Annotated in this window: 23 protein-coding genes; 15 read left to right on the forward strand and 8 right to left on the reverse strand. The window is 72.9% G+C overall.

What is annotated here, in order from left to right:
* Nucleotides 1-48: 48 nt before the first annotated feature.
* The 5 genes from pqqB to EOE48_RS13140 all read right to left on the reverse strand — a co-directional run bounded on the left by pqqB (nt 49) and on the right by EOE48_RS13140 (nt 2690).
* On the reverse strand, nt 49-948 hold the full coding sequence (pqqB, locus tag EOE48_RS13120) for a pyrroloquinoline quinone biosynthesis protein PqqB (RefSeq protein ID WP_127729679.1): 900 nt from the start codon (nt 946-948) through the stop codon (nt 49-51).
* 29 nt (nt 949-977) lie between these two features.
* On the reverse strand, nt 978-1067 hold the full coding sequence (gene pqqA, locus EOE48_RS13125) for a pyrroloquinoline quinone precursor peptide PqqA (protein WP_127729681.1): 90 nt from the start codon (nt 1065-1067) through the stop codon (nt 978-980).
* A 193-nt stretch (nt 1068-1260) separates the two neighbouring features.
* Entirely contained in the window at nt 1261-1350 is a 90-nt protein-coding gene (gene pqqA / locus EOE48_RS13130; protein ID WP_048426854.1) for a pyrroloquinoline quinone precursor peptide PqqA, read from the reverse strand.
* Between the two features lie 273 nt (nt 1351-1623).
* Nucleotides 1624-2265 (reverse strand): DapH/DapD/GlmU-related protein, encoded by a 642-nt coding sequence (locus tag EOE48_RS13135; protein WP_127729683.1) that lies wholly within the window; start codon nt 2263-2265, stop codon nt 1624-1626.
* Between the two features lie 80 nt (nt 2266-2345).
* Nucleotides 2346-2690: a helix-turn-helix domain-containing protein gene (locus EOE48_RS13140; RefSeq protein ID WP_127729685.1), complete on the reverse strand. Its 345-nt coding sequence runs from the start codon at nt 2688-2690 to the stop codon at nt 2346-2348.
* A 308-nt stretch (nt 2691-2998) separates the two neighbouring features.
* On the opposite strand from EOE48_RS13140, the gene EOE48_RS13145 reads away from it, so the two are divergent.
* The 13 genes from EOE48_RS13145 to fae all read left to right on the forward strand — a co-directional run bounded on the left by EOE48_RS13145 (nt 2999) and on the right by fae (nt 16898).
* Nucleotides 2999-4000, forward strand: coding sequence for a beta-ribofuranosylaminobenzene 5'-phosphate synthase family protein (locus EOE48_RS13145; RefSeq protein WP_425463659.1), 1002 nt, complete (start codon nt 2999-3001; stop codon nt 3998-4000).
* A 46-nt stretch (nt 4001-4046) separates the two neighbouring features.
* On the forward strand, nt 4047-4940 hold the full coding sequence (locus EOE48_RS13150) for an NAD(P)-dependent methylenetetrahydromethanopterin dehydrogenase (RefSeq protein ID WP_127729689.1): 894 nt from the start codon (nt 4047-4049) through the stop codon (nt 4938-4940).
* A gap of 101 nt (nt 4941-5041) precedes the next feature.
* On the forward strand, nt 5042-6232 hold the full coding sequence (locus tag EOE48_RS13155; RefSeq protein WP_127729691.1) for an ATP-grasp domain-containing protein: 1191 nt from the start codon (nt 5042-5044) through the stop codon (nt 6230-6232).
* Nucleotides 6229-7209, forward strand: a complete 981-nt coding sequence (gene mch / locus EOE48_RS13160; RefSeq protein WP_127729693.1) for a methenyltetrahydromethanopterin cyclohydrolase — start codon at nt 6229-6231, stop codon at nt 7207-7209. The genes EOE48_RS13155 and mch overlap by 4 nt, the downstream gene beginning before the upstream one ends.
* 52 nt (nt 7210-7261) lie before the next feature.
* Nucleotides 7262-8851: a sensor histidine kinase gene (locus tag EOE48_RS13165; RefSeq protein ID WP_127729695.1), complete on the forward strand. Its 1590-nt coding sequence runs from the start codon at nt 7262-7264 to the stop codon at nt 8849-8851.
* A gap of 14 nt (nt 8852-8865) precedes the next feature.
* On the forward strand, nt 8866-9621 hold the full coding sequence (locus EOE48_RS13170; RefSeq protein WP_281292757.1) for a response regulator transcription factor: 756 nt from the start codon (nt 8866-8868) through the stop codon (nt 9619-9621).
* Nucleotides 9622-9917: 296 nt separating this feature from the next.
* On the forward strand, nt 9918-10985 hold the full coding sequence (locus EOE48_RS13175; protein WP_127729699.1) for a molybdopterin-binding domain-containing protein: 1068 nt from the start codon (nt 9918-9920) through the stop codon (nt 10983-10985).
* Nucleotides 10979-12610 (forward strand): formylmethanofuran dehydrogenase subunit A, encoded by a 1632-nt coding sequence (locus tag EOE48_RS13180; RefSeq protein ID WP_127729701.1) that lies wholly within the window; start codon nt 10979-10981, stop codon nt 12608-12610. The genes EOE48_RS13175 and EOE48_RS13180 overlap by 7 nt, the downstream gene beginning before the upstream one ends.
* Entirely contained in the window at nt 12598-13542 is a 945-nt protein-coding gene (gene fhcD / locus EOE48_RS13185) for a formylmethanofuran--tetrahydromethanopterin N-formyltransferase (protein WP_127729703.1), read from the forward strand. The genes EOE48_RS13180 and fhcD overlap by 13 nt, the downstream gene beginning before the upstream one ends.
* A 13-nt stretch (nt 13543-13555) precedes the next feature.
* Nucleotides 13556-14353 carry a formylmethanofuran dehydrogenase subunit C gene (locus EOE48_RS13190; protein ID WP_127729705.1) on the forward strand — a complete coding sequence of 266 codons (798 nt, stop codon included), beginning with the start codon at nt 13556-13558 and terminating at the stop codon, nt 14351-14353.
* A gap of 8 nt (nt 14354-14361) precedes the next feature.
* Nucleotides 14362-15276 carry an ATP-grasp domain-containing protein gene (locus EOE48_RS13195; RefSeq protein ID WP_127729789.1) on the forward strand — a complete coding sequence of 305 codons (915 nt, stop codon included), beginning with the start codon at nt 14362-14364 and terminating at the stop codon, nt 15274-15276.
* 2 nt (nt 15277-15278) lie between these two features.
* Entirely contained in the window at nt 15279-16169 is an 891-nt protein-coding gene (locus EOE48_RS13200) for a triphosphoribosyl-dephospho-CoA synthase (RefSeq protein WP_127729707.1), read from the forward strand.
* A gap of 213 nt (nt 16170-16382) precedes the next feature.
* Nucleotides 16383-16898 carry a formaldehyde-activating enzyme gene (gene fae / locus EOE48_RS13205; protein ID WP_127729709.1) on the forward strand — a complete coding sequence of 172 codons (516 nt, stop codon included), beginning with the start codon at nt 16383-16385 and terminating at the stop codon, nt 16896-16898.
* A gap of 196 nt (nt 16899-17094) precedes the next feature.
* On the opposite strand, the gene EOE48_RS13210 is transcribed toward fae, so the two are convergent.
* Nucleotides 17095-17808, reverse strand: coding sequence for a HisA/HisF-related TIM barrel protein (locus tag EOE48_RS13210; protein WP_127729711.1), 714 nt, complete (start codon nt 17806-17808; stop codon nt 17095-17097).
* A gap of 38 nt (nt 17809-17846) precedes the next feature.
* Between EOE48_RS13210 and EOE48_RS13215 the strand changes: the two genes are divergently transcribed.
* Nucleotides 17847-18911, forward strand: a complete 1065-nt coding sequence (locus EOE48_RS13215; RefSeq protein ID WP_127729712.1) for a hydantoinase/oxoprolinase family protein — start codon at nt 17847-17849, stop codon at nt 18909-18911.
* Nucleotides 18912-19457: 546 nt separating this feature from the next.
* Nucleotides 19458-20789 carry a hypothetical protein gene (locus EOE48_RS13220; protein ID WP_127729714.1) on the forward strand — a complete coding sequence of 444 codons (1332 nt, stop codon included), beginning with the start codon at nt 19458-19460 and terminating at the stop codon, nt 20787-20789.
* A 301-nt stretch (nt 20790-21090) separates the two neighbouring features.
* On the opposite strand, the gene EOE48_RS13225 is transcribed toward EOE48_RS13220, so the two are convergent.
* Together EOE48_RS13225 and EOE48_RS13230 are read right to left on the reverse strand one after the other, a co-directional pair.
* The gene (locus EOE48_RS13225; RefSeq protein WP_127729716.1) at nt 21091-21789 is read right to left on the reverse strand and encodes a response regulator; all 699 of its coding nucleotides are present in this window, start codon (nt 21787-21789) and stop codon (nt 21091-21093) included.
* On the reverse strand, nt 21786-24494 hold the full coding sequence (locus EOE48_RS13230) for a sensor histidine kinase (RefSeq protein ID WP_127729718.1): 2709 nt from the start codon (nt 24492-24494) through the stop codon (nt 21786-21788). Before EOE48_RS13230 ends, EOE48_RS13225 begins: the two co-directional genes overlap by 4 nt.
* Nucleotides 24495-24512: the final 18 nt, after the last annotated feature.

Below are 24512 nucleotides of genomic sequence, written 5' to 3' on the forward strand. Positions count from 1 at the left end.
CCCGACGTGGCGCCCCGGCGCAGCCCGGTCAAGGGCGACCAAAGGCCGTCACAGATCCAGGATCAGCCCGTCATGGGCGATCGTCCAGCCCTCGGCCTCGACGGCGCGGCGCGCGTCGGAGTCCTCGACCAGGACCGGATTGGTGTTGTTGACGTGGACGAAGACGCGCCGGCCGAGGGGCACGTCGGCGAGCCCGTCGATCGACCCGCCCTCGCCGCGCATCGGCACGTGGCCCATGCGCCAGCCGGTCTTGGTGCCGACGCCGGCGCGGATCATGTCGTCGTCGTGCAGCACGGTGCCGTCGAACAGCAGCGCGTCGGCGCCGGCGAGGCGGGCCTTGAGGTCGTCGGTGACGCGGGCGCAGCCCGGCACGTAGGCGAGGCGGGCGCCGCCGGCCTCGATCATCGCGCCGACCGTGGTCTCGGTCTCGGCGCCGATCTCCGGCGTGCCGTCCTCCAGCCACAGCGGCACCTTGCCGGGCACCGCGAACAGGGTGACGGACAGGCCCGGCAGGGGCGCGAACGTCGTTCCGAGGGCGATCTCGCGGCGGGCGACGACGCCCTCGGCCATCACGTCGAAGACGCGGTTGCCGGCGAGCGAGCCGAGGATGCCGGCGGTGGCGTAGAGGTCGAGGCGCTGGCCCTCGCGCAGGGTGAGCAGGCCCGCGACATGGTCGACATCGCCGTTGGTGAGCAGCACCGCCCGGATCGGGGAGTGGCGCAGGCCCTCGCGCGGGTGGAGGGCGGGCGTGGCCTGGATCTGCTGGCGCACGTCCGGCGAGGCGTTGACCAGGAGCCAGTGGTCGCCATCCGGCGACACCGCGAGGCTCGACTGGGTGCGCGGGCGAACCCGGCCGTCATCCGCCCAGGCCATGGCGCAGATCGCGCAGCGGCAGTTCCATTGCGGAACGCCGCCGCCGGCACCGGAGCCGAGGATGATCGCGCGCATCGTCCGATCCCGCCCCGGCAAAGCGCCCTTCAGTGGAAGGGATCGATCTCGGCGGACTCGTAGCTGGTGACTTCCATGCCGACGCAGATCTCGGCGACGACGGGCATCGACCACTTCATGGCGTTCTCTCCAGGTTCGTCACGGGAGCCGTTTCGTCACGGGAGCGATGGCCCGCCGCGGCGGTGGGCGTTCCCGGGCAGGTCGCCCCCTCGGCACCCTGCCCGGGCGGCGGTCCGGCATCAAGGACGCCGGCGCCGTCCGCGAGGCCCCGCGTCGAGGATCGGACGGTCCTCGCCGAAGGGCCGGATCCCCTCAGTTGAAGGGATCGATCTCGGCGGACTCGTAGCTGGTGACTTCCATGCCGACGCAGACTTCGGCGACGACGGGCATCGACCACTTCATGGCGTTTCTCCTAGACGGTCACGACCTTCATAAGAAGATCATAAGATGTTGAGATGACAGTGTTTTCTGTCACCCGGGAAATATCGGCAATCCCGCCCGGGAGCGCAAGGGGTATTTTGCCGGACGGCCCGGGCGGGGCGGCCCGGCCCTTCACAGGGCGGACTTATTGTGCAGACGAGATCGGCACTTAGCGCGATTGAATTGGGCACAAATTTTTTCGGTTCCGAGTGCGGAATAGGAATCCCGTGGCGGGCGGGGGCGGGGCTTCGGCCGTCACGCCGGGGGCGACGCCGTGTCCTCGGGGTCGAATGCGTCGCAGAACGCCGCGATGTCGTCGGACTGGAACAGCGCCAGATGCGCCCGGATGCGCGCGAACGGCCAATTCCACCACGCGATCCGCCGCAGCCGTTCGGCGATGGCGGGCGGGAAACGGTCGCGCAGGGGCCGGGCCGGCACGCCGCCGACGATCGCGTCGGGCGCGACGTCCTTCGTCACCACGGCGCCCGCCGCCACCACCGCGCCGTCCTCGACCGTGACGCCCGGCAGCACCGTGGCGCCGTGGCCGATCCACACGTCGTGGCCGATCACCGTCACCGCCTCGCGCCGGCGGGCGAAGAAGGCGGCGTGGCGCTCGGCGGTGGCGTCGTAGTAGTCCGGGCCGTAGGTGAAGCGGTGCAGCGAGGCCCGCTCCATCGGGTGGTTCGGCGCGCCGATGCGGATATGGGCCGCGAGCGCACAGAACCGGCCGATGCGCGCGTTGCCGACGATGCTGTTCTGGCCGAGGTAGCTGTCGTCGCCGAAGGTCGCGTATTCGACGACGCATCCGGCCAGGATCTCGCACTGCTCCCCGATCTCCGCCTCGCGCAGGGTCGCGCCCGGGTGGATGATTGTGCGGGCAATCTTCGGGGTGGTCATGGCGGGGCTCCGGCGGATGGGCCCGGATAGGGCCGCTCTCCTGCGCCCGCGTGACGGTGGCCGGAATCGCGCGACCCGGCTCAGGAAGCCGCGCCGAGCGCGCGCAACGCCGCCTCGGGCTCCCGGTCGATGATCGTGAGCAGGGAGCGGGCCGCCGGATCGGGCTCCTTGCGCCCCTGCTCCCAGTTGCGGACCGTGGCGACCGGGACGCCGATCGCCCGGGCGAAGACGGCCTGGGTCATGCTCAGGCGCTCGCGCAAGGCGGTCACGGAGACGGCCGGGCGGTAGCCGGAGGGTTCGGCATCCGGATCCTCTCCGTCCTCGACCATTTGGCGCCGGATGTCCTCCTCCGTCGTGGCGGCGATCTTCGCCCGGTCGACGACCGGAGGAGCGGCCTTCAGCCGTTCGAGAGAGAGGCGAGCCATAGCCGGCGTTCCTTCCTGTTCGCACGGCGAGCGGAGATGATCCGACAGATCCGATCCATGACTGCGCCCTGGGCGCAGATTGGACAAGGGGGACGCTCACGCGGAGCGGAGCGACCACGTTGCCGCGCTGACGCATCGACAGCCCATCCGGCCCCTTGCGCATCCCGCCCGGACATGGGACTGCCGGGACGAACGCGGCCATCCGACCGGCCCGCCCCCGCAACCGGAACGGCGCCCCCGCCCGCGCGGCGCCCGGAGGAGCCGGCTTGGACGACGCAGGCACAGCCCAGGGTTCCGTCCAAGGGTCCGTGCGGGTCCACGCTCCGGCCCGCCTGCATTTCGGCTTCCTCGACCTGCATGGCGGGCTCGGCCGGCGCTACGGCAGCCTCGGGCTCGCCCTCGACGCCCCCGCGGTCGTGATCGAGGCCGCCCCCGCCGCCACCCTCGCGGTGACCGGCGGCGCGGCGCCCGGGATCGCCGCCGAGCTGCCGCGGGTCCGGGCGGCGGCCGAGGCGGCGGCCGGGGCCCTCGGCGTGCCGGCGACCGGCTCGTTCCACCTCGAGGACACGGTGCCGGCCCATGCCGGCTTCGGCTCGGGCACCCAGATCGCCCTCGCGACCGCGGCGGCGCTGGCGCGGCTGCACGGCGTCGCCTTCCGGCCCGACGCCTTCGCGGGGGCGCTGGAGCGCGGCAACCGCTCGGGCGTCGGCCTCGCCGCCTTCACCGGCGGCGGCTTCCTGGTCGATGGCGGCCGCGACGAGAGCGGCGCCCCGCCGCCGATCGTCGCCCGCCTCGACTACCCGGAGGCGTGGCGGGTGGTGCTGCTGCTCGACCCCGCCCGCACCGGCGTCCACGGCGCCGAGGAGCGCCACGCCTTCGGCGCCCTGCCGCGCTTCCCGGCCGAGGGCGCGGCCGAGATCTGCCGCCTCGTGCTGATGCAGGTGCTGCCGGCGCTCGCCACCGCCGATCCCGACCGCTTCGGTCACGGCATCGGCGCGATCCAGCGCCGGATCGGCGACTACTTCGCCCCCTACCAGGGCGGGCGCTACGCCAGCACGGCCGTCGCGGCGGCGCTCGCCGCGATCGAGGCCCTCGGCATCCCCGGCCACGGCCAGAGCTCGTGGGGGCCGACCGGCTTCGCCCTGGTCGGGTCGCAGGCCGAGGCCGAGGCCCTGGTGGCGCGCCTGCGCCCGCGCCATCCCGGCCTCGACCTCGTGATCGCCCGCGGCCGCAACCGGGGCGCGAGCGTCGACGGGGGCCCGTACCCCGCACGAGAGTCCAGCACCGCGGCGGGATCCGGCGGTCTATAGACGGGGCGGCCCCGGCCAGGCCCGGCCGCCGGAGGAGACGAGATCCATGGCCCGCTCGATCCTGCACATGCTCACCCCGCTCAAGCACATGAGCCCGTTCGACGTGAACATGGCGACGGATGCGGGGTTCGACGTCGTCGCCACCTACACCCATGTCGACCTCGCCGACGTGGTGCCGCTGGTGCAGGATTCGATCTTCTCGCGCGCGCCGCAGGACGGGGCGCGCACCGCGATCTTCATCGGCGGCAAGAACGCCGAGACCGCCCTCGACATGATGGCGGCGGCGGGGCGCGCCTTCGTGCCGCCGTTCCGCAACCACCTCTTCGCCGACCCGGCCGGGTCGTTCACCACCGGGGCCGCGATGGTGGCCTGCGTGGCGCGGGCCCTGCGCGAGACCGCCGGCGAGACGCTGGCCGGCAAGCGGGTCGCGATCTACGGCGGCACCGGCGTCGTCGCCTATTGCGCCGCGGTGCTGTGCGCCCAGGAGGGCGCCCGCCCGGCGCTGGTCGGCTACAACGGCCGCGAGCGGGTGGCGAAGATCGCCATCGGCATGAAGGAGCGGTTCGGGGTCGAGGTCGAGGCCGTCGACGGCTCGACCGACGAGGGCCGGGTCGGGGCCGCCCGCGACGCCGAGATCGTGCTGTCGGCCGCCGCCGCCGGGGTGCAGGTGCTCAGCGCCGGGGATCTCGCCGCCGCGACCCGGCTCCTCGTCGCCGCCGACGTCAACGCGGTGCCGCCGGCCGGCATCGCCGGGATCGACGCCGGATCCGATGCGGTGCCGCTGCCGACCGGGCGCGGCGTCGGCATCGGCGCGCTCGCGGTCGGCAACGTCAAGTACCGCACCGAGGCCGGCTTGTTCCGGCGCCTGCTCGCGGCGGACGAGCCCCTCGCCCTCGATTTTCGCGACGCCTACCGGCTCGCGGTCGAGATCGCCGGATGATACGAAATCCGGAAGATCGCTTTCGGAATTCGTATCACCAGCCCGCGCGGCGCGTGAGCGAAGCCGATTTCCGCATCGCGAAGCGATCAACCGGAAATCGTATGAGTTCTGCCGGCGGCGACGCGATCCTCATCGCCGCCCAGGCCGGCCGGGCCCTCGCCGAGGCCGCCCGGCGGGCGGACCTGCGCCCCTACGTCGCCGACCTGTTCGGCGACGAGGACACCCGCGCGCTCAGCGCCGGCTACCGGCGCGTGCCGGGCCGGTTCGGCTCCGGCCCGGGGGGCCGGGCGGTGCGCGACGCCCTCGACGCCCTCGCGGCCGAGGCCGGTGCCCCCCTCGGGCTGGTGCTCGGCAGCGGCTTCGAGGGCGCGCCCGGGCTGATGGCGGCGCTCGCCGGCCGCCACCGCCTGCTCGGCGCCGCCCCCTCCTGCGTCGCCGCCCTGAAGGATCCCCTCACGCTCGCCGCCCTGTGTGTCCGCCTCGGCCTCCCGCATCCGGAGATCCGCCTCGCGCCGGTCGCCGACCCGTCCGGCTGGCTCGACAAGGCGGCGGGCGCCTCCGGCGGCGGCCACGTCCGCCCGGCCGCGCCCGGCCGCCTCGCCCCCGGCCGCTACCTCCAGCGCCGGGTGCCGGGCGCGCAGCGCTCCCTCGCCCTGCTCTCCGACGGCCACGGGATCCAGGTTCTCGGCGCCACCGAGCAATGGACCGCGCCGTCGCCGCGCCACCCGTTCCGCTACGCCGGCGCCCTCGCACCCGGTGCCCTCGATCCCGGAGCCCTGGCGGACGGCGTGCGCGAGGCGGCGACCGCGGCGCTCGCCACGCTCGCGGCGGCCACCGGCCTGCGCGGCCTCGCCAGCGCCGACCTGATGGTCGACGGCCCGGACTGGTGGCTGCTCGAGGTCAACCCGCGCCCCGGCGCCACCCTCGACGTGCTCGACCGGCGCGCGACGCCCCTGATGCTGCGCCACGTCGAGGCCGCCCTCGGCCGGCTCTCGCCCCTCGACCCCGAGCCGCCCGGGGCGGCGGCGAGCGAGATCGTCTACGCCGCCCGCGCCGTGCCGGCCGTGCCCGCCCTGCCGCGCGACGGCGTCGCCGACCGGCCGGCCCCGGGCAGCCGCATCCCGGCCGGCGCCCCGGTCTGCACCGTGCGGGCGAGCGGCGCCGACGCCGGGGCGGCCCGCCGCGCGTTGACGACGCGGGCCGAGACCGTGCGGGCCGTCCTCGCGGGGGCGGGCACGGTCCATCCGAGCCGGATTGCAACCGGCCACCGCCTTCAGGGAGACACGCCATGACCGCCACGATCCCCGACGCCCCCCGCCCGAGCGTCAACGCCCTCGCCGGGCCCCTGGTCGAGGCCCTGGTCGCCGACGCCGTCGCCTTGCGCCTCGCGGTGCGCCGGGAGCCGGGCGGCGCCCGGCTCGTCGATGCCGGCGCCTCCGCCCGCGGCTCGGTCGAGGCCGGCCGGCGCATCGCCGAGATCTGCCTCGGCGGCCTCGGCACGGTGTCGCTGGCGCCGGCCGGGCCGGTGGCGGCGTGGCCCCTGACGGTGGTGGTCCACAGCGCCGACCCGGTGCTGGCCTGCCTCGGCAGCCAGTATGCCGGCTGGAGCCTCGCCGGCGGCGAGGGCTCGGACTTCTTCGCCCTCGGCTCCGGCCCCGGCCGGGCCGCGGCGGCGGCCGAGCCCCTGTTCGAGGAGCTGCGCTACCGCGACGAGGCCGGCCGGATCGCGCTCGTGCTTGAATCCGCCAGCCCGCCGCCGGCGAAGGTCGTGGCCGAGGTGGCGCGGGCCGCGCGGGTCGCGCCCGGCGACGTGACCTTCATCTACGCCCCGACCCAGAGCCTCGCCGGCTCGACCCAGGTGGTGGCGCGGGTGCTGGAGGTGGCGCTGCACAAGGCGCACGCGGTCGGATTCGACCTCGGCGCGATCGTCGACGGGATCGGCGCGGCGCCGCTCAGCCCGCCGCATCCGGACTTCGTGCAGGCGATGGGCCGCACCAACGACGCGATCATCTACGGCGGACGGGTCCAGCTCTTCGTCGAGGCCGACGATGCCGACGCCCGGGGCCTCGCCGAGGCGCTGCCGAGCACCACCTCGCGCGACCACGGCGCCCCCTTCGCCGAGATCTTCGCCCGGTTCAACGGCGACTTCTACGCCATCGACTCGCACCTGTTCAGCCCAGCCGAGGTGGTGGTGACCTCCCTGCGCACCGGCACCAGCCACCGCGGCGGCCGGCTGGTGCCGGAGCTGGTCGCGCGCTCGTTCGGGTGAGGCGCGGGCGGGCGACCCGCGAGGGACAACGCCGACGGGGACGGGCACCGGGATGGGATCGCTCAGGGGACGGCTCGCGCTGCTGATCGGCGGCGCGGCGGCGCTCGTCGCGCTCGCGGCGGCCGGGCTGTTCTGGTCGCTGCACGCCGCCGAGGGGACCCTCGACGCCACCCTCGACGCCCAGTTGCGGCTGGAGCGCCTCGCCGAACTGTCCGGCCGCATGACCGAGTTCGGCCTCGCGGCGATCGAGGCGGTCGGCGATGCGCCGGGCCGGCCCGAGCGCCTCGCCACCGCCCGGATCGAGGTCGACCGGGCGCTCGAGGCCGTCGACCAGAGCCTCGGGCAGGCCATCGCCGGGACCGACGCGCTCCTCGGCCGGACCCAGTACGCGGCGCGCTCGCGGCCGCTGTCGAGCCTGCGCGCCGCCCGGGTGATGCTCGACCGGCAGGTGGCGCGGATCCAGCGCGAGCCGGAGGCGGCCCTGCGCACCGACGCGATCCGCGGGGCGCTCAACGCCTACGGGGCGATGACCGGCCCGCCCCTCACCTTCCTGGTCGAGGCCGAGCGGCGCACCGTCGAGGCCGCGGCCGCCGCCATGCGCGGCCTCGCCCGCCGGCTGCAGGGGGCGGCGCTCGCCACCGCCGCGGTGGCGCTGGCGCTCCTCGTGCTGCTGCACCGGCGCCTGACCCGGCCGCTGCTGCGGCGCATCGCCGACATCCGGGCCGGCGCCGCGGCGATCGGCCGGGGCGAGCTCGACACCCGCCTGGCCGTGGCGACCCGCGACGAGCTCGGGCTGCTCGTCGCCGGCTTCAACCGGATGGCGGCCCGGCTCGCCCGCCGCGAGGCCCGGGTCGCCGCCGACCGCGCCGCCCTGGAGGAGACCGTCGCCCGCGCCACCGCCGAGCTGCGCGCCGCCAATGCCCGCCTCGAGGAGATCGACCGCTCGCGCCGGCGCTTCTTCGCCGACGTGAGCCACGAGTTGCGCACGCCGCTCACCGTCATCCTCGGCGAGTGCGACCTCGCCGCCCGCTCGCCCGACACCCCGGAGGTTTTTCGGCCGGTGATCGCCACCATCCGCAAGCGGGCGCAGGGGCTGCACCGCCGGGTCGGCGACATGCTGCGCATCGCCCGCTCGGAATCCGGCCAGATCGCGCTGGAGCGCCGGCCCGTCGGCCTCGCCGGCATCCTGGCCGAGGCGGTCGAGAACGCCCTGCCGGAGGCGCGGCGCCGGCGCGTCGCCCTCGCTCTCGCGCCCGGCGACGCCGACCTCGTGGTCGAGGCCGACCCCGAATGGCTGCGCCAGGTGGTCGAGGGGCTGATCGACAACGCCCTGCGCCACGCCGCCGGCGCCACCCGGGTCGCCGTCTCGCTCGCCGCCGGGGAGGGGGGCGCCACGATCACGGTCGAGGACGACGGCCCGGGCTTCCCGCCCGGGGCCGACGCGCTGTTCGAGCGCTTCCGCCGCGGCGGCGGCTCGTCGCCGGCGCAGGGGTTCGGCATCGGATTGGCCCTGGCGCGCTGGGTCGTGGAACGCCATGATGGTGCGATACGCCTGGGATCGGGCGGCCAGACCGCGCGCGGCGCCCGGGTCGTCCTGGTGCTGCCGCTGCCGGGGAGCCGCATCGGGCCGGGCGACGCATGAGGGAGGGACGCGGCGTGAGCCCAGCGACCGAGCCACGGGAGGCGGGCGCCGTGGGCGTGCCCGCGGCGACGCGCGTGCTCGTCGTCGAGGACGACGGCGACATCCGCGCCATGCTGGCCCGGGGCCTCGGGGCCGAAGGCTTCGCCGTCGACCTCGCGGGGGGCGTCGAGGAGGCCCTGGCCGCCGCCCGCGACCGGGTGCCGGAGGCGGTGCTGCTCGACATCATGCTGCCGGACGGCTCGGGCCACGACATCTGCCGGGCCCTGCGCGAGGGCGGCTATCCGGGCTCGATCCTGTTCCTCAGCGCCAAGGACGAGGTCGGCGACCGCGTCGACGGCCTCGCCGCCGGGGCCGACGACTACATCGTCAAGCCGTTCGCCTTCGACGAGCTGCTCGCCCGCCTGCGCACCCAGCTCCAGCGCCGCCGCCTCTCCGGCGAGGCCCGCAGCCTCGTCGCCGCCGGGCGCCTCGCCCTCGACCTCGCGACGCGGCAGGTCCGCCACGGCGAGGTCGCGGTGCGCCTGACCCAGCGCGAGGCCGAGCTGCTCGGCGTGCTGATGGAGCAGGTCGGCCGTCCGGTCGCCCGGGGCGACATCTTCGAGCGGCTGTGGGCGAGCCAGGGCGGCCTGTCGCTCAACGTGGTCGACGTCTATGTCGGCTACCTGCGCACCAAGCTCGCCGACATCACCCGCGCCGGCGGCCCGACCATCGTCACGGTGCGCGGCCGCGGCTTCATGCTCGACCTGCGCGAGAGCGGGGTGCGGCATTGAGGGCGGTGCGGGCCGCCGCTCTCCCCACCGGACCGGGGCCCGCACGCGACGACCGTCCCGCGGATCCGGCCACCGGCCGGACCTCCCGATCCGCTTCGACGCCCTGACGGCGCGGGGTGACGTCGCCCCCCCGCAAGCCCCGTCCCCCCTCCCGCCAGCCGGACTTTCTGGGGGTCTTGCCTGCCCGAAACCCCGGATGCAAAGCTCGGTCGCGCCGGTCGGAGGCTGCGCCGTCGCGCCGCCTCCGGGAGACAAGGCCGGGGTCCCGCGGGGCCCGCCAACGCGAGCGAGGGTGGATGACAGCCTGGGTGAAGGGCCGGCCGGCACAGCCCGACGCGGCGCTCGCCGCCGCCGCCGACCTGCTGGGGCGTGCCCGCGCGCCCCTGGTCGCCGGCCTGTGCGCCGACGCCGCCGCCATCGGCGCCGCCTACCGCCTCGCCCGCGACCTCGGCGCCACGGTCGATCCGGCGGCGGGTCCGGGGCTCTACGCCGACCTCGCGGCGCTCGCCGCCGCCGGCGCCATGACCACCAGTCCGGCCGAGGCCGCCGGCCGCGCCGACGGGCTGCTGGCGGTCGGGCATCGGCCCTGGGCCGACCCGCTGCTCGCCGGCCTCGCGGCCGGGACGCCGTCCCGCGGCCGGGCCGCCGGGAGCGCCCGCGCGGTCCTGGCGCTCGGCGGCACGCCGGGCGGCACGGGGCAGGCGACCTTGTACCCGGCGCCGGACGGGCTGCCCGCCGCGCTCGGGCTGCTGCGCGGCCTCGCCGCCGGGCGGATCGCCGGAGACCACGCGCTCTCCGACCTCGCCGCCCGCCTGCGCGGCGCCCTCTTCGCGGTGGTCGCCTACGATCCGGCGGAACTCGGCCCCCTCGGCACCGAGATGCTGACCGGCCTCGTCAAGGACCTCAACACCGCGACCCGCGCCTTCGCGCTGCCCCTCGGCGTGTCCCATCAGGGCCGGGCGGTGGCGCAGGTCGCCGCCTGGACGACCGGGCAGGGGCCGCGGGTCGGGTTCGGCCGCGGCCGGGCCGAGCACGATCCCTGGCGCTGCGACGCCGCCCGCCAGACCGCCGCCGGCGAGGCCGACGCGGCACTCTGGCTCGCCGCCCTGCCGGCGCCGCGCCCGGACTGGACCCGCACCGTGCCGACCGTCGCGCTCCTCGGCGAGGCCGCCGGCGACGAGGCCGAGGTGGTGATCCGGGTCGCGGTGCCGGGCCGCGAGCGCGGCGGTGCCCTGTGGCATCCGGGCCGGGCGGCGATCGCCTGGCACCCGGCGACGGCCCCGGCCGGGGCGCCGGATGCGGAAGACATCCTCGCCGGCCTGCGGGCCCGCCTCGCCCCCACGGAGCACCCCGCCTCATGCTGACCCGCATCGCCGGCGGCCGGGTCGTCGATCCGACGGCCGGGCGCGACGCCGTCGGAGACGTCTGGATCGAGGACGGCCGCATCGTCGCGCCGCCCGAAGGCCGCGCCCCCGACCGCACCCTCGACGCCGCCGGCTGCGTCGTGATGGCGGGCGGGGTCGAGGTGCACTCGCACATCGCCGGCGGCAACGTGGTGCTGTCGCGCCTGCTCCTGCCGGAACTCGGCCTGTCCGAATCCGGCGCCCCCAACCCGCACGGCTCGGCCACCGAGATCGGCGCCCTCTATGCCCGGATGGGCTACACTACCGCGGTCGAGCCGGCGATGCCGCCGGTCAACGCGCTCGCGACCCAGCTCGAACTCGCCGACATCCCGCTCCTCGACCGCGGCGGGCTGTGCGTGATGGGCAACGACGACCACCTGCTGCGGCTGCTGCGCGAGGGCGCCGGGGCGAACGCGGTGCGCGACCTCGTGGCGCTCAACGTCGCGACCTCGCGGGCGCTCGGGGTCAAGGTCATCAATGCCGGCGGCGCCGACGCCTTCAAGGACGGCGCGGTGCGCTTCGCCCTCGACGACGAGGTGCCGGCCTACGGGCTGACATCCCGAGCCATCCTCGACGGGCTCCTCGACGCGGTCGAGGCGCTGCGGGTGCCGCATCCGCTCCACGTCCATTGCAGCAATCTCGGCCTGCCGGGCGCCGACGACAGCTTCGTCGAGACCCTGGAGGCGGCGCAGGGGCGGCGCATCCACTTCGCCCACGCCCAGTTCTACGCCTACGCGGCGGTGGATCCCGACAACCCGCTCACCGGCGGCTTCCGCTCGGCGGCGCCGCGCCTCGCCGAGGCGCTGGCGCGCCACCCCAACGCGACGCTCGACGTCGGGCAGGCGGTGTTCGGCCAGACCGTGACGATCTCGCTGGACATCCTGCGCCAGTTCGCCGGCCGCCAGGGCGCGAGCCCGCGGAAGTGGATCCTCCATGCCGGCGACGCCGAGGGCGGCGGCATCGTGCCGTTCCGCTACCGCGACCGCGGACCGACCTCGTCGCTGCAATTCGCCATCGGCCTCGAACTGATGCTGCTCTCGCCCGATCCCGAGCGCACGATTCTCACCACCGACCACCCGAACGGCGGGCCGTTCACCGCCTATCCGCGCATCCTCCACCTGCTGATGGACAAGGAGGAGCGCGACCGCGAGCTCGCCGCCCACCCGAAGGTCGCGGCGGAGCGGTCCGGCCTGCACGCGATCGAGCGCGAATACACCCTGTCGGAGGTGGCGCGGCTCACCCGCTCGGGCCCGGCGAAGCTCCTCGGGCTCGCCGACCGCGGCCACCTGCGCCCCGGGGCGCGGGCCGACGTGGCGGTCTACCGCGAGGACACCGACCGCACCGCGATGTTCGCGAGCGCCCACCGGGTGTTCAAGGACGGCGCCGTGATCGTCGAGGACGGCCGGGTGGTGGCGTGGCGCGCCGGCCGCACCCTGTCGCTCGCCCTCGACGCGGATGCCGGCATGGCCCGGCGCACCGACGCCTATCTCCAGGAGCGGTTCGGGGCCGGGCTCGACAGTTTCGCGGTGCCCGACGGCGCCTTTCCGGGGCGCGAGGTGTTCGAGGCGGTGGCATGTCGAGCGTGAGCAGCCCCCTGTCCCTGAACGGCATCCGGGTCGAGGACACCTTCGCGGAGGCGTTCGACATGGCCGGCACCGCCCTGGTGCTGACCGCCGAGACCGCCCACTGGGCGATGATCGCCGCCACCACGATGACCGGCTTCGCCACCTCGGTGATCGGCTGCGGCGCCGAGGCCGGAATCGACGCGGTGCTCGCCCCCGACGAGACGCCGGACGGGCGCCCGGGGGTGCGGGTGCTGCTGTTCGGCTTCGACGCCGACGGCCTCAAGGGCCAGCTCCTGCGCCGGGTCGGACAATGCGTCCTCACCTCGCCGGGCAGCGCCTGCTACGCCGGCATCGCCTGGGACGACCCCGACCGGGGCAAGGCGCTCAAGCTCGGCGGCGCGATCCGCTACTTCGGCGACGGGTTCGCCGTCGCCAAGCGCCTCGGCGGCCGGCGCTACTGGCGCACGCCGGTGATGGACGGCGAGTTCCTGTGCGAGCATTCGGTGCCGACCATCCAGGGGGCGGTCGGCGGCGGCAACCTGCTCTTTCTCGGCCGCGACTTCCGCGGCACCCTCACGGTGGCCGAGGCCGCGGTCGAGGCCGCGAAGGCGGTGCCGGGCGCGATCCTGCCGTTCCCCGGCGGCATCGTGCGCTCGGGCTCGAAGGTCGGCGGGCGCACCAAGGGCATGATGGCCTCGACCAACGACGCCTATTGCCCGACGCTCAAGGGCCGGGCCGGCTCGGCCCTGCCGCCGGAGGTCAACGTGGTGCTGGAGATCGTCATCGACGCGCTCTCGGCCGGGCGCGTGGCGGCCGCGATGCGGGCGGCGCTCCACGCCGCCACCGGGATCGGCGCGGCGCACGGGCTCGTCGCGGTCACGGCGGGCAATTACGGCGGCAATCTCGGCCGCCACCACTTCCACCTGCGCGATCTCCTCGGCGAGGCGGCATGATCCCGGTGCCAGCATGAGCACGCTCACCCTGCGCGAGGCGCCTCCCGAGCGCCTCGACCTCGGCGGCGTCACGCCCGCCCGCCTCGCCGGCCTGTCGCAGGACGAGGCCGCGCGGATCCCGGTCGGCACCACGCGGCGCGGCCTCGTCCTCGGCGACTGCTTCGCCATCGCCCTCGACGGGTCCGATACCCTGACGATCGCCGGCGGCCACGAGCGGCTCGACCGGGTCGGGGCCGGGCTCGAGTCCGGGACCCTGGTGGTCGAGGGCGACGTCGGCCAGCGCCTCGGCCAGGGCATGACCGGCGGGTCCTTGCGGGTCGCGGGCTCCGCCGGCCCCTTCGCCGGCACCGCGGCGCGCGGCGGCACCCTCACGGTCGCGGGCGATGCCGGCGAGTCCGCCGGGGGAGCGCTGCACGGCGCCATGGCCGGGCTCGACGGCGCCACCCTGGTGATCGGCGGCACCGCCGGCGCGCGCCTCGGCGACCGGATGCGCCGCGGCCTGATCCTGGCCGGGGCGGCGGGCGACCATGCCGGGTCGCGGATGATCGCCGGCACGCTCGTCGCCGGCCGGGTCGGCGACCATCCGGGCTACGGCATGCGCCGCGGCACGCTGCTGGTCGAGGCGCACGGCGCCCTGCTGCCGAGCTTCGCCGAGACCGGGACGCAGGACCTCGTGTTCCTGCGCCTCCTCGCCGCGACCCTGCGCCCGCTCTCGGCCCGCTTCGCCGACCTCGCCCGGCGCTCCCTCGCCCGCCACGGTGGCGACCTCGCCACCCTCGGCAAGGGCGAGCTGTTCGCCCCGCGCCCGTGACCGCCGCGCTGCGGATCGGCCTCGCGGCCGATAACGGCGCCTGGCACCGCGGGCGGCTGCTCGCGGCCCTGCGGGCGCTGGGGGCCGAGCCGGTGCTGTTCTCCCTCGCCGACGTCACGGTGACGACCGGGGGCGGCGAGCCCCTGCGGGTGCCGGGCTTCTCGGATCGCCTGCCGGACGGGGTGCTGCTGCGGACCATCGCCGGCGGCACCTTCGAGGCGACGACCCTGCGGCTCGGCGTGCTGCACGCGCTGGTCGCCGCCGGCACGGTGGTGTGGAACGCGCCCGCCGCGATCGAGCGCTCGGTCGACAAGGCGATGACGAGCCTGCTGCTCGCCCGCCAGCGCATCCCGACCCCCGACACCTTCGTGCTGTCCCGGCGCGAGGCCGCCGCCGCGGTGGTGGCGCGGGAGGCCGCACCCGGGCGCCCGCTGGTGCTCAAGCCCCTGTTCGGCTCGCAGGGCGAGGGGCTGCAACTGATCGAGACCCCCGACGCGCTGCCGCCCGAGGAACTGGTCGGCCGGGTGTACTACCTCCAGCGCTACGTCGCCCGGCGCGACGGGCGCTGGCGCGACTACCGCGTCTTCGTCTGCGCCGGCCGGGCGGTGGCCGGGATGATCCGCGACGGCGACGGCTGGATCACCAACGTCCATCGCGGCGGCCGGCCGCTGCCCTGGGCGGTGCCGCCCCGCGCCGCGGAGCTGGCCGAGGCCGCCGCCGCCGCGGTCGGCGTCGACTATACCGGCATCGACCTCGTCGAGGACGGGGAGGGCGGCTACCTCGTGCTCGAGGTCAACAGCATGCCGGCGTGGTCGGGCCTGCAGCAGGTCACCGCCACCGACGTCGCCGGGGCGGTCGCCCGCGGCTTCCTGGCGGCGGTGCGGGCGGCGCATCCGCCCCGCCTCGTCGCCGCGCAGGGCTGACGATGCGCGCGCTGGCGCCGCCGGAGATCCGGGCGGCCTACGAGGCCGCCTGCCGGGCCGAGCTCGACGCGCTCAAGCCCGGCAACGTCCACGCCTACGCGGCCGGCCACCGCATGACCCTCGACGACTTCGTGCGCAGCGCCGCGGTCTCGGGGCCGCATCTCGCCGCGCCGGGCGCCGGGACCGGGGCGCGGGCCGAGGCCGCGGTCGCCGCCACCCTGGCGGCGGTGGGCCAGAACACCAATCTCGGCATCGTGCTGCTCTGCGCTCCCCTCGCCGCGGCGGCGGAGCGGCCCGGCGCCCTGCGCCGCGCGCTCGCCGCGGTGCTGGACGGCCTCGACGCCGCCGACGCCGCCGGGATCTTTTCCGCGATCCGCCGCGCCAACCCGGGCGGTCTCGGGGCGGCCGCGCGCCACGACGTCACCCGTCTCGACGGGGAGGCGCCGCTGCCCTCGGTCGCCGCCGCGATGGCGGAGGCGGCCGACCGCGACCGCATCGCCCGCGCCTACGTCACCGGCTACCGCGACCTCTACCGGGTCGGGCTTCCGGCTCTGCGGGCGGCCCGCGCCCGCGGCCTCGGCCCGGCCTGGGCGACGAGTGCCGTCTATCTGGCCTATCTCGCCGCCTTCCCGGACAGCCACCTCGTGCGCAAGTTCGGTTCCGCCGTGGCCGGGCAGGTGCGGATGATGGCGGCCGGGATCGTCGCCGGCCTCGACCTCGCGGACGAGCCGGTGGCGGCGCTGATGGCCTTCGACGCCGCGCTCAAGGCCGACGGCTGCAATCCCGGCACCAGCGCCGACCTCACCGTGGCGACTCTGTTCCTCGACGCGCTCGACGCCGCCAAGGCCGGCCCCGGGCGCGCCGGCGCACGGCAAGCTGCCCAAAAGTCCTAGTCGTTCCCGGGCATTACGGGAGCCCCGACGCCCGAATCGGCCGCCCCCGCCACTTGGTGCGGGTTGTTCGGGCTCCGGCCCCGCTGTAGGTTCGCGCCGCTGTCTGGGAACCGGTCCGGCCCCGTGCCGGACGCAGAGAACAAGGACGGCGCGATACCGCCGCGCCCCGATCCGGGGGGCGGCGTCCCTATCGAATCCAGGGAGAAGGCCCGAATGGCGAAGATCAACAAGGTGCTGGTGGGTGAGTCCCTCGTCGGCGACGGCAACGAGGTCGCCCACATCGACCTGCTCATCGGCCCGCGCGGCAGCGCCGCCGAGACGGCGTTCTGCAACAGCCTCACCAACAACAAGCACGGCTTCACCAGCCTGCTCGCGGTGGTGGCGCCGAACCTCCCGTGCAAGCCCAACACCCTGCTGTTCAACAAGGTCACCATCAACGACGCCCGCCAGGCCGTCCAGATGTTCGGCCCGGCCCAGCACGCCGTCGCCAAGGCGGTGCAGGATTGCGTCGCCGAGGGCATCATCCCGGCCGACGAGGCCGACGACCTCTACATCCTGGTCGGCGTGTTCATCCACTGGGAAGCCGCGGACGACGCCAAGATCGAGAAGTACAACTACCAGGCGACGAAGGAGTCGATCATCCGCGCCATCAACGGCACGCCGACCGCCGCCGAAGTCACGCAGAAGTACAAGACCGCCCAGCACCCCTTCGCGGCGAACGTTTCCTAGACAGGAAACCGTCCGGAACAGCCAGCGGCACCCCCGCCGCCCCCACCGCCTCCGCCACAGGGGCTGTTCCAGCGACTGGCCTCCATCTTCCTCGGACGCTGAGCGTCCGGCCGCATGCCGGCACCCCGCGCGAGCGGGCACCATGGGAGGACCCGCAGGGGTCCTCCCGTTCCTTTTCGCGGGGCGCCCCCGGACCTCAGGCCCCGAGATGCTCCCGCCGCAGCCGCCCGTCGTGGATCGCGCTCGCCACCAGCACCCCGGCGGCGCCCGCCGCCGCCAGGGGGGCGAGATCCTCCGGGCCGCGCAGGCCCCCGGCGGCGTAGAGCGCGGCGCCGGGAGCCCGGGCGCGCACGGCGGCGAGCGCGCCGAGATCCGGCCCGGTCCCGGCCCCGACCCGCGACAGCGTCATCACGATGATGTCCGGCGGCCAGGATTCCGGGTCCTCGTGCAGGGCGGCCGGGCCGAGGGGGGCGCCGTCGCGGCTGTCGAGGGAGAGGATGCCGCGCGTCCCGCACCAGCGCACCAGCGCGGCATCCGCCTGGCTCTCGCTGCCGAGGACCGGCCGGGCGAGCCCGCCCTCCAGCACCGCCTCGACCGCCGGGCGGGTCGAGAAACCGGCATCGAGCCAGATCTCGACGCCCGGGCAGGCGGCCCGGATCGCCGCCAGCGCGGCGCGGTCGGGGGCAGCGCCGTCCATGATCGCGTCGAGGTCGGCGACGTAGAGCCGGCGGGCCGGCAGGGCGGCGAGCAGCCCGCGGGCGACCTCGGCCGGGGCGGCGCTGGGGCTCAGCGGCGTCGCGATCGGCGCGTAGGCGTGGCGCTCGCCGGCCCGGGCCCGCACCACCGCGCCGTGGCGCAGGTCGAGCACCGGGACCACTTCCGGCCGGGTTGCCTCGCTGCCCCTGCTCATGCCACGCCCCCGGTGTTCTTCGCCGACGAGTGCCGCCGATGCCCGCCTTCCATGACCGCGATCCCTCCGTTCCGGTGATCGGCTGGGACCTCGGCGGGGTGCATGTCAAGGCGGCGCTGGTCGCGCCGGACGGCCGGGTCGCCGCGGCGGTGCAGGCGCGCTGCCCGCTCTGGGAGGGCCTGCCGGCCCTCGACGCGGCGCTCGCCGACCTGCCCGCCTGGACCCGGGCGCCGGCCCGCCACGCCGTCACGATGACGGGCGAGCTCACCGACTGCTTCGCCGACCGCGCCGACGGCGTGGCGCGGCTCGCCGGGTGGGCCGCGGCGGCCCTCGCCGGGTCGGTCGCGGTCTATGCCGGGCGGGCCGGGTTCGTGGCGCCGGAGGCGGCGGGCGCGGTCCATGCCGACGTGGCGAGCGCCAACTGGCACGCCACCGCGGCGCTCGCCGGCCGGCGGCTGGGCGGGGCGGGCCTCCTCGTCGATGTCGGCTCGACCACCGCCGACCTGATCCCGGTCCGGGCCGGCGTCCCGGCGGCGGAGGGCTACAGCGACGCCGAGCGGCTGGAGACCGGGGAACTCGTCTATACCGGCGTGGTGCGCACGCCGCTCCTGGCCCTCGCCGCCACGGCGCCGTTCCGCGGCCGCCTGACCGGTCTGATGGCGGAGGTCTTCGCCACCACCGCCGACGCCTACCGGCTCACCGGCGACCTCGACCCGGAGGCCGACCAGCAGGACACCCCCGACCTCAGGGGCAAGTCGATCCCCGAGAGCGAGACGCGGCTCGCCCGGATGATCGGCCGCGACCGCCACGAGGGCGAGGCCGCCGACTGGGCCCGCCTCGCCGGCTGGTTCGCCGAGCGCCAGCTCCGCCTGCTGCACGACGCCGCCGAGCGGATCCTGTCGCGCGGCGACCTGCCGGCGGCGGCGCCGGTGGTCGCCTGCGGCGCCGGCCGCTTCCTCGCCCGCCGCCTCGCCGCCCGCCTCGACCGCCCGACCGTCGACCTCGCCGACCTCCTCGCCCCGCTGCTCGCCGAGGGCGCCGGCCCCGCCGGGGTCTCGACCTGCGGCCCGGCGGTGGCGGTGGGGCTGCTGGCGGCGGGGTGAGGGGGGAGATGTTTTCAGCGCCGCCCACGGAAATTTCTCGCCTCCTCCGGGTGGAGACCAGGATGTATTTCAAAAGATAAAATCTGCAGATATCATCCACGCCAGCCTATCGCAAACATCGTAATGTCAAATATCGTCATAGCTTTTCTAGGCATACACGTCGCATGTCATTAGCCACATGGTATATTTGGATAATTTCAACAAATCGCAGTTGAATTTTTACTGCGCCATTACAATAAAAATTGTTTTTTATATTGTGATTCCGTGTTATAAAGATGCTTATATTGTCCAATGGAACAAATTTGATTTATTCTGTATGTTTTTGATATTGTTAATATGCGATCATACTGGCGCTCTCTAGTAGTTTGGGTTGAGACGGCCGAGCCCGTTATTTTTCGCTAGACAAGAAAAATTTAGAGCTTAGAAATTGTTGATGCAGGCGCTAGATGTTCCCGGCCCAGCCGATGTCGAATCTTCCTCAGCGCTAATCTGTGTGCCTGTAGTTAAGCAATGGGTGCCTTTCGCTAATTTTTCGGTGACGAAGTCATGACTGCTGAAATTGCTCTTATAAATCGATCGGCATTGGCGCTTGCTGCGGACAGTGCCGCTACACTGCGTATAGGCTCAAAATCCAAAACATATAATACTGCAGAAAAAATATTCGAGTTTTCGTGTCGCCAACCAATCGCTATAATGATATACAATAATGTTGAACATGTTGGCGTTCCGCTGGATGTGATAATTAGGAAACATAGGACCGAATGTTCGGTTAAATTTGATAGTCTGAAGGATGCCGCTGATGAATTTCTCAACTATCTACTAGAATTTCCAAGGTCTCCGAGCCAGGAAGGTATTTATTTGGCGGCAATAATGTTAGATATATATCATGATTTATATCAGACGCTGAATCGTATCGTTAGAAAGGCGATCAATGCAAAGGCAGATGGGAAGCCTACATCTACTGCGATGCGCGAGTTCGACAATGCGATCGACGAAGCAATCAAAAAATTTCAAGATCGGCCACTGAAGGGGTTCTTGGAAGACAAAAATCTTGACGAATTTATCAATGAATACAGCGAGGCGTGTGACCAAGCGGTAAATACAGCTTTCAAAGGTCTCGAGTTGATCGAAAGGCATCGCAATAAGTTACTCTCCCTTGCGTTCGCCGTTGTAAAAAGTGAAATCGGATCCGATCTGCTAACAGGTCTCGTGTTTGGCGGATTTGGAGCACGGGATTTATTTCCAACCTTGCATTACCTCGAAATCGACGGAACTTACTTCGGTGTTCAAAAAATCCTCAAGCGTAATGAAGTTGACATCGATCGGGAGGGCGACCGAGCTGCAATGGTGCCTTTTGCTCAATCAGACATGGCAGAACGCTTCATTTCTGGAATAGATGGCGAATTAATTGGAGCAATAGAGGATTTTATTGCCAAGGCGGTTGACGAAATTGCCACAACAAAGCCAGATGTTTTTAGCAAAAAAGAAATAAAAGATATAAAAATAACTGTTTTGAATGAATTTGGCCGAACAATTGAAGAATTGATGGGAACCGAACGTCGGGACTTGCTTGACATTTTGAACTTTATGAGCAAGAAAGAGATGGGGGAGCTCGCTCATGCTCTTGTCGAATTGACGTCTGCGAAGCGCCGATTCTCTACCGATTTGGAAACTGTTGGTGGGCCTATTGATGTCGCAATCGTGTCTCGGAGCGAGGGATTTATTTGGATAAAAAGGAAACACTATTTTGAGTCGGAAGCGAACCCAGGCTACTTTACCCGAGTTTTCCCCGTGCGAGCGGCAGGAGGTGCAGATGAGAACCAAGCAGGGAAATCGGCAAACTCGGAATATAAGAACCCCGACCGAGAAGGCAGATGATTTTCGGTATGTCGCAGACTGGCACAGAAAATCTAAAGAGCAAATCGTAAATGAAGGGATTTCTGCTCTAGGTGCCAGCCTCAAAAAAGTTGTCAAGCGAGGCGCTTCGACTGACAAATGATCTGCGCGGTGATGACATGCATCAATAGTTTGTCATCGAAATGATATAATATTTATATTAATCAATATAATAACAGAAGGAATGGCAAATTTCGGTATTTGAAATTGTTCACTCAAAAACTAGATAGTACAACGGCAGAGCTAAATGCTAAGGAAATGTGTGGAGCCTGATCCCATCCACTCACCCCCCCGTCCCCTCGTCGTCCGGCGCCTGGAGGCGGTAGCCGATGCCGGTCTCGGTGAGCAGCAGGCGCGGGCGCTCGGGATCGGCTTCGAGCTTCTGGCGCAACTGGCGCATGTAGACCCGCAGGTATTGCGGATCGGACGAGACCGAGACCTCCTTCATCAGTTGCGCGTGGGTCAGCACCTTGCCGGCATGGGTCACCAGCACCCGCAGGAAGTCGTATTCCCGCGGGGTCAGCTTCACCTCGGCGCCCTCGACCCGGACGATGCGCCGGACGAGGTCGACGCTGAGCCGGCCGGCGCGGAAGACCGGGCGCTCGCCGCGCACCGCGAGCTGGTGGCGCAGGGCGGCGCGCAGCCGCGCCAGCAATTCGGCCATGCCGAAGGGCTTGGTCACGTAGTCGTCGGCGCCGGCATCGAGGGCCTCGACCTTGCCGCCCTCGTCGTCGCGGCTCGACAGCACCACCACCGGCAGGTCGGGCCGGCGCTCGCGGATCGTGCGCAGGAGGTCGTGGCCGCGCAGGTCGGGCAGGCCGAGATCGAGGATCACGAGGTCGACCCGCTCGCGGGCGAGCACGTCGAGGGCGGTACGGCCGTCGGGGGCCTCCAGCACCACGTAGTCCTGGGTGGCGAGGCCCATCCGCAGCAGCTTGCGGATCGGCGGCTCGTCGTCGACGACGAGGATCGTGGCGCTCATGCGGCCTCCCTGGCCGGGCGGCCGGGAACCGGCAGGCGCAGGGTGAACGCCGCCCCGGACCGGTCGCGCCGGTTGGCCGCCGCGATCGTGCCGCCCATCGCCTCGACGAAGCCGCGGGAGATCGCCAGCCCCAGCCCGGTCCCGGCCCGCACCCGGTCGCCCTTGCGCACGCGGTAGAACTTGTCGAACACCCGCTCCACGTCCTCCTCCGGCAGGCCGTCGCCCTCGTCCTCGACCGTGAGGAGGATCCAGGCCCCCTCGGCCCGGGCCCGGATCGTCACCGTCGAGCCCTCGGGGGCGTACTTGGCGGCGTTGTCGAGGAGGTTGACCAGCACCTGCTCGAACAGCACCGGGTCGAGGCGCAGGGGCGGCAGGTCCGGCGGCACCGCCACCGCGACCCGGTGGCCGGCGAGCACCCGCTCGGTCCGGCGCAGGGCGGTGTCCACCGTCTCGCCGAGATCCTGGAGCGAGACGTTCGGCGCCACCGCGCCGGCCTCCAGCCGGGTCATGTCGAGCAGGTTGGCGATGAAGCGGTTGAGCCGCTCCGACTCGGCGACGATCGTCGCCACCAGCTCGGCCTTGGCCGGAGGCGCGAGGGCGGCGTCGAGGTCGCGCAGGGTGCTGGCGGCGCCGAGCACCGCGGCGAGCGGCGTGCGCAGGTCGTGGCTGATCGAGGTCAGCAGCGCCTGGCGCAGACGGTCGGTCTCGGCGTCGCGCTCGGCCCGGTCGAGGGCCTCGACGAGGCGCACCCGCTCGATGGCGAGCGCCCCCATGTCGGCGAGGGCGTCGAGGAGGCGGCGGCCCTCGGGCGTCAGGATCGGCCCGGTGCCGTCGGCGTCGAGCCCGAGCGCCCCGATGATGCCGCGCCCGGTGCGCATCGGCAGAAAGAGGCGGCGGGCGCCCGGCAGCGTGTCGGCGCCGCGGCCGGCCGGGCGGTCGTTGTCGAACGCCCATTGCGCCGCCGCGAGGTCGGCGCCGTCGAGCTGGTCCTCGGGCGGGTAGCCGGCCTGGACCGCGAGGCTGCCGGCCTCCGGCAGCAGCAGCACGACCCGGACCCGCAGCATCGCGGCGACCTGGGCGCAGGTCGCCCACAGCACGTCGTCGAGGGTGGCGCAGCCGGCGAGCTTGCGCGAGAAGCCGTAGAGCCGCTCGGTCGCGCGCGCACGGGCCTGGGCGATCACCGCGAGGCGCTGCGAGCGGGCGGCGAGGTTCGAGACCAGCCCGGCGACGCCGGCGAACAGCAGGAACGCCGCGATGTTGGTCGGGTCGGCGATGGTGAAGGTGTAGAGCGGCGGCAGGAAGAAGAAGTTGTAGGCCAAGGACGCCGCCACCACCGCGGCGAGCGAGGGCCCGAGCCCGTAGCGCACCGCCACCGCCACCACGGCGGTCAGCAGGAACAGGTCGGCGTTCTCGACCCCGGCATAGGGCTGGAGCAGCAGGGCGAGGCCGAGGCCGGCCGCGGTGGCGAGCAGGGCGACGAGGTAGGGTTGCGGGCGAAAGGACGGGCGGGCCGGCGCGGCCCGGGCCGCCGGCGGGGATGCGGCCTCGCCCTGCGCCTCGCCGGCGACGACGTGGACGCTGATCGGGCCACTGCGGCGCACGAGGTCGTGCACCACCGAGCCGTTGACCAGCTCGAAGAGCCGGGAGCGCGTCGCCTTGCCGACGACGACGTGGCTGACATTGGCCGAGCGGGCATGGGCGAGGATGTCGTCGGCGATGCGCCGGCCGCCCGGGATCGTCACCGTGTCGCCGCCGAGGCGGTCGGCGAGGCGCAGCGCCGCCGCGACCCGGTCGCGGGCGGCCTCGCTCAGGGAGGCGGTGCGCGGCCCCTCGACCGAGAGCGCGGTCCAGGGGGCGTGCAGCCGGTCGGCGAGGCGCCGGGCGTAGCGCACGAGGCCGGCGGCGCGGGGATCGTCGTCGATGCAGACCAGCACCCGCTCGCCCGCCCCCCACGGGCCCGAGATCGCGTTGGCCCGCATGTGGCTGAGAAGCTCGTCGTCGACCCGGTCGGCGGTGCGGCGCAGGGCGAGTTCGCGGAGCGCCGTCAGGTTGCCGCGGGAGAAGTAGTGCCGCAGCGCCCGCTCGGCGTTGGCCGGGACGTAGACCTTGCCGTCCTGGAGCCGCTGGATCAGGTCGTCGGGGTTGAGGTCGATCACCTCGATGTCGTCGGCCCGGTCGAGGATGCCGTCCGGCACCGTCTCGCGCACCCGGATCCGGGTGATCTGCGCCACGACGTCGTTGAGGCTCTCGACGTGCTGGATGTTGAGCGTGGTGTGGACGTCGATGCCGGCGTCGAGCAGTTCCTCGACGTCCTGGTAGCGCTTGGGGTGGCGCGAGCCCGGGGCGTTGGTGTGGGCGAGCTCGTCGACGAGCGCCAGCGCCGGGCGGCGGGCGAGCAGCGCGTCGAGGTCCATCTCCTCCAGTACGGTGCCGTGATAGGGCACGCGCCGGCGCGGGACGATCTCGAACCCGTCGAGCAGCGCCTCGGTCTCGGCCCGTCCGTGGGTCTCGACCACGCCGACCACCACGTCGAGGCCTGCCCGCCGGCGGGCGCGGCCGGTGGTCAGCATCTCGTAGGTCTTGCCGACGCCCGGCGCCGCGCCGAGGAAGATTTTCAGGCGCCCGCGCGCCCGGTCCGCCCGGCGCGCCGCCAGCAGCAGCGCGTCGGGGGAGGGGCGGGACGGGTCTCGGCCGGTCTCGGACATGCGGTGTGGTGGCTCAAC

Source organism: Methylobacterium oryzihabitans (assembly GCF_004004555.2).
Taxonomy (GTDB): Bacteria; Pseudomonadota; Alphaproteobacteria; order Rhizobiales; family Beijerinckiaceae; genus Methylobacterium; species Methylobacterium oryzihabitans.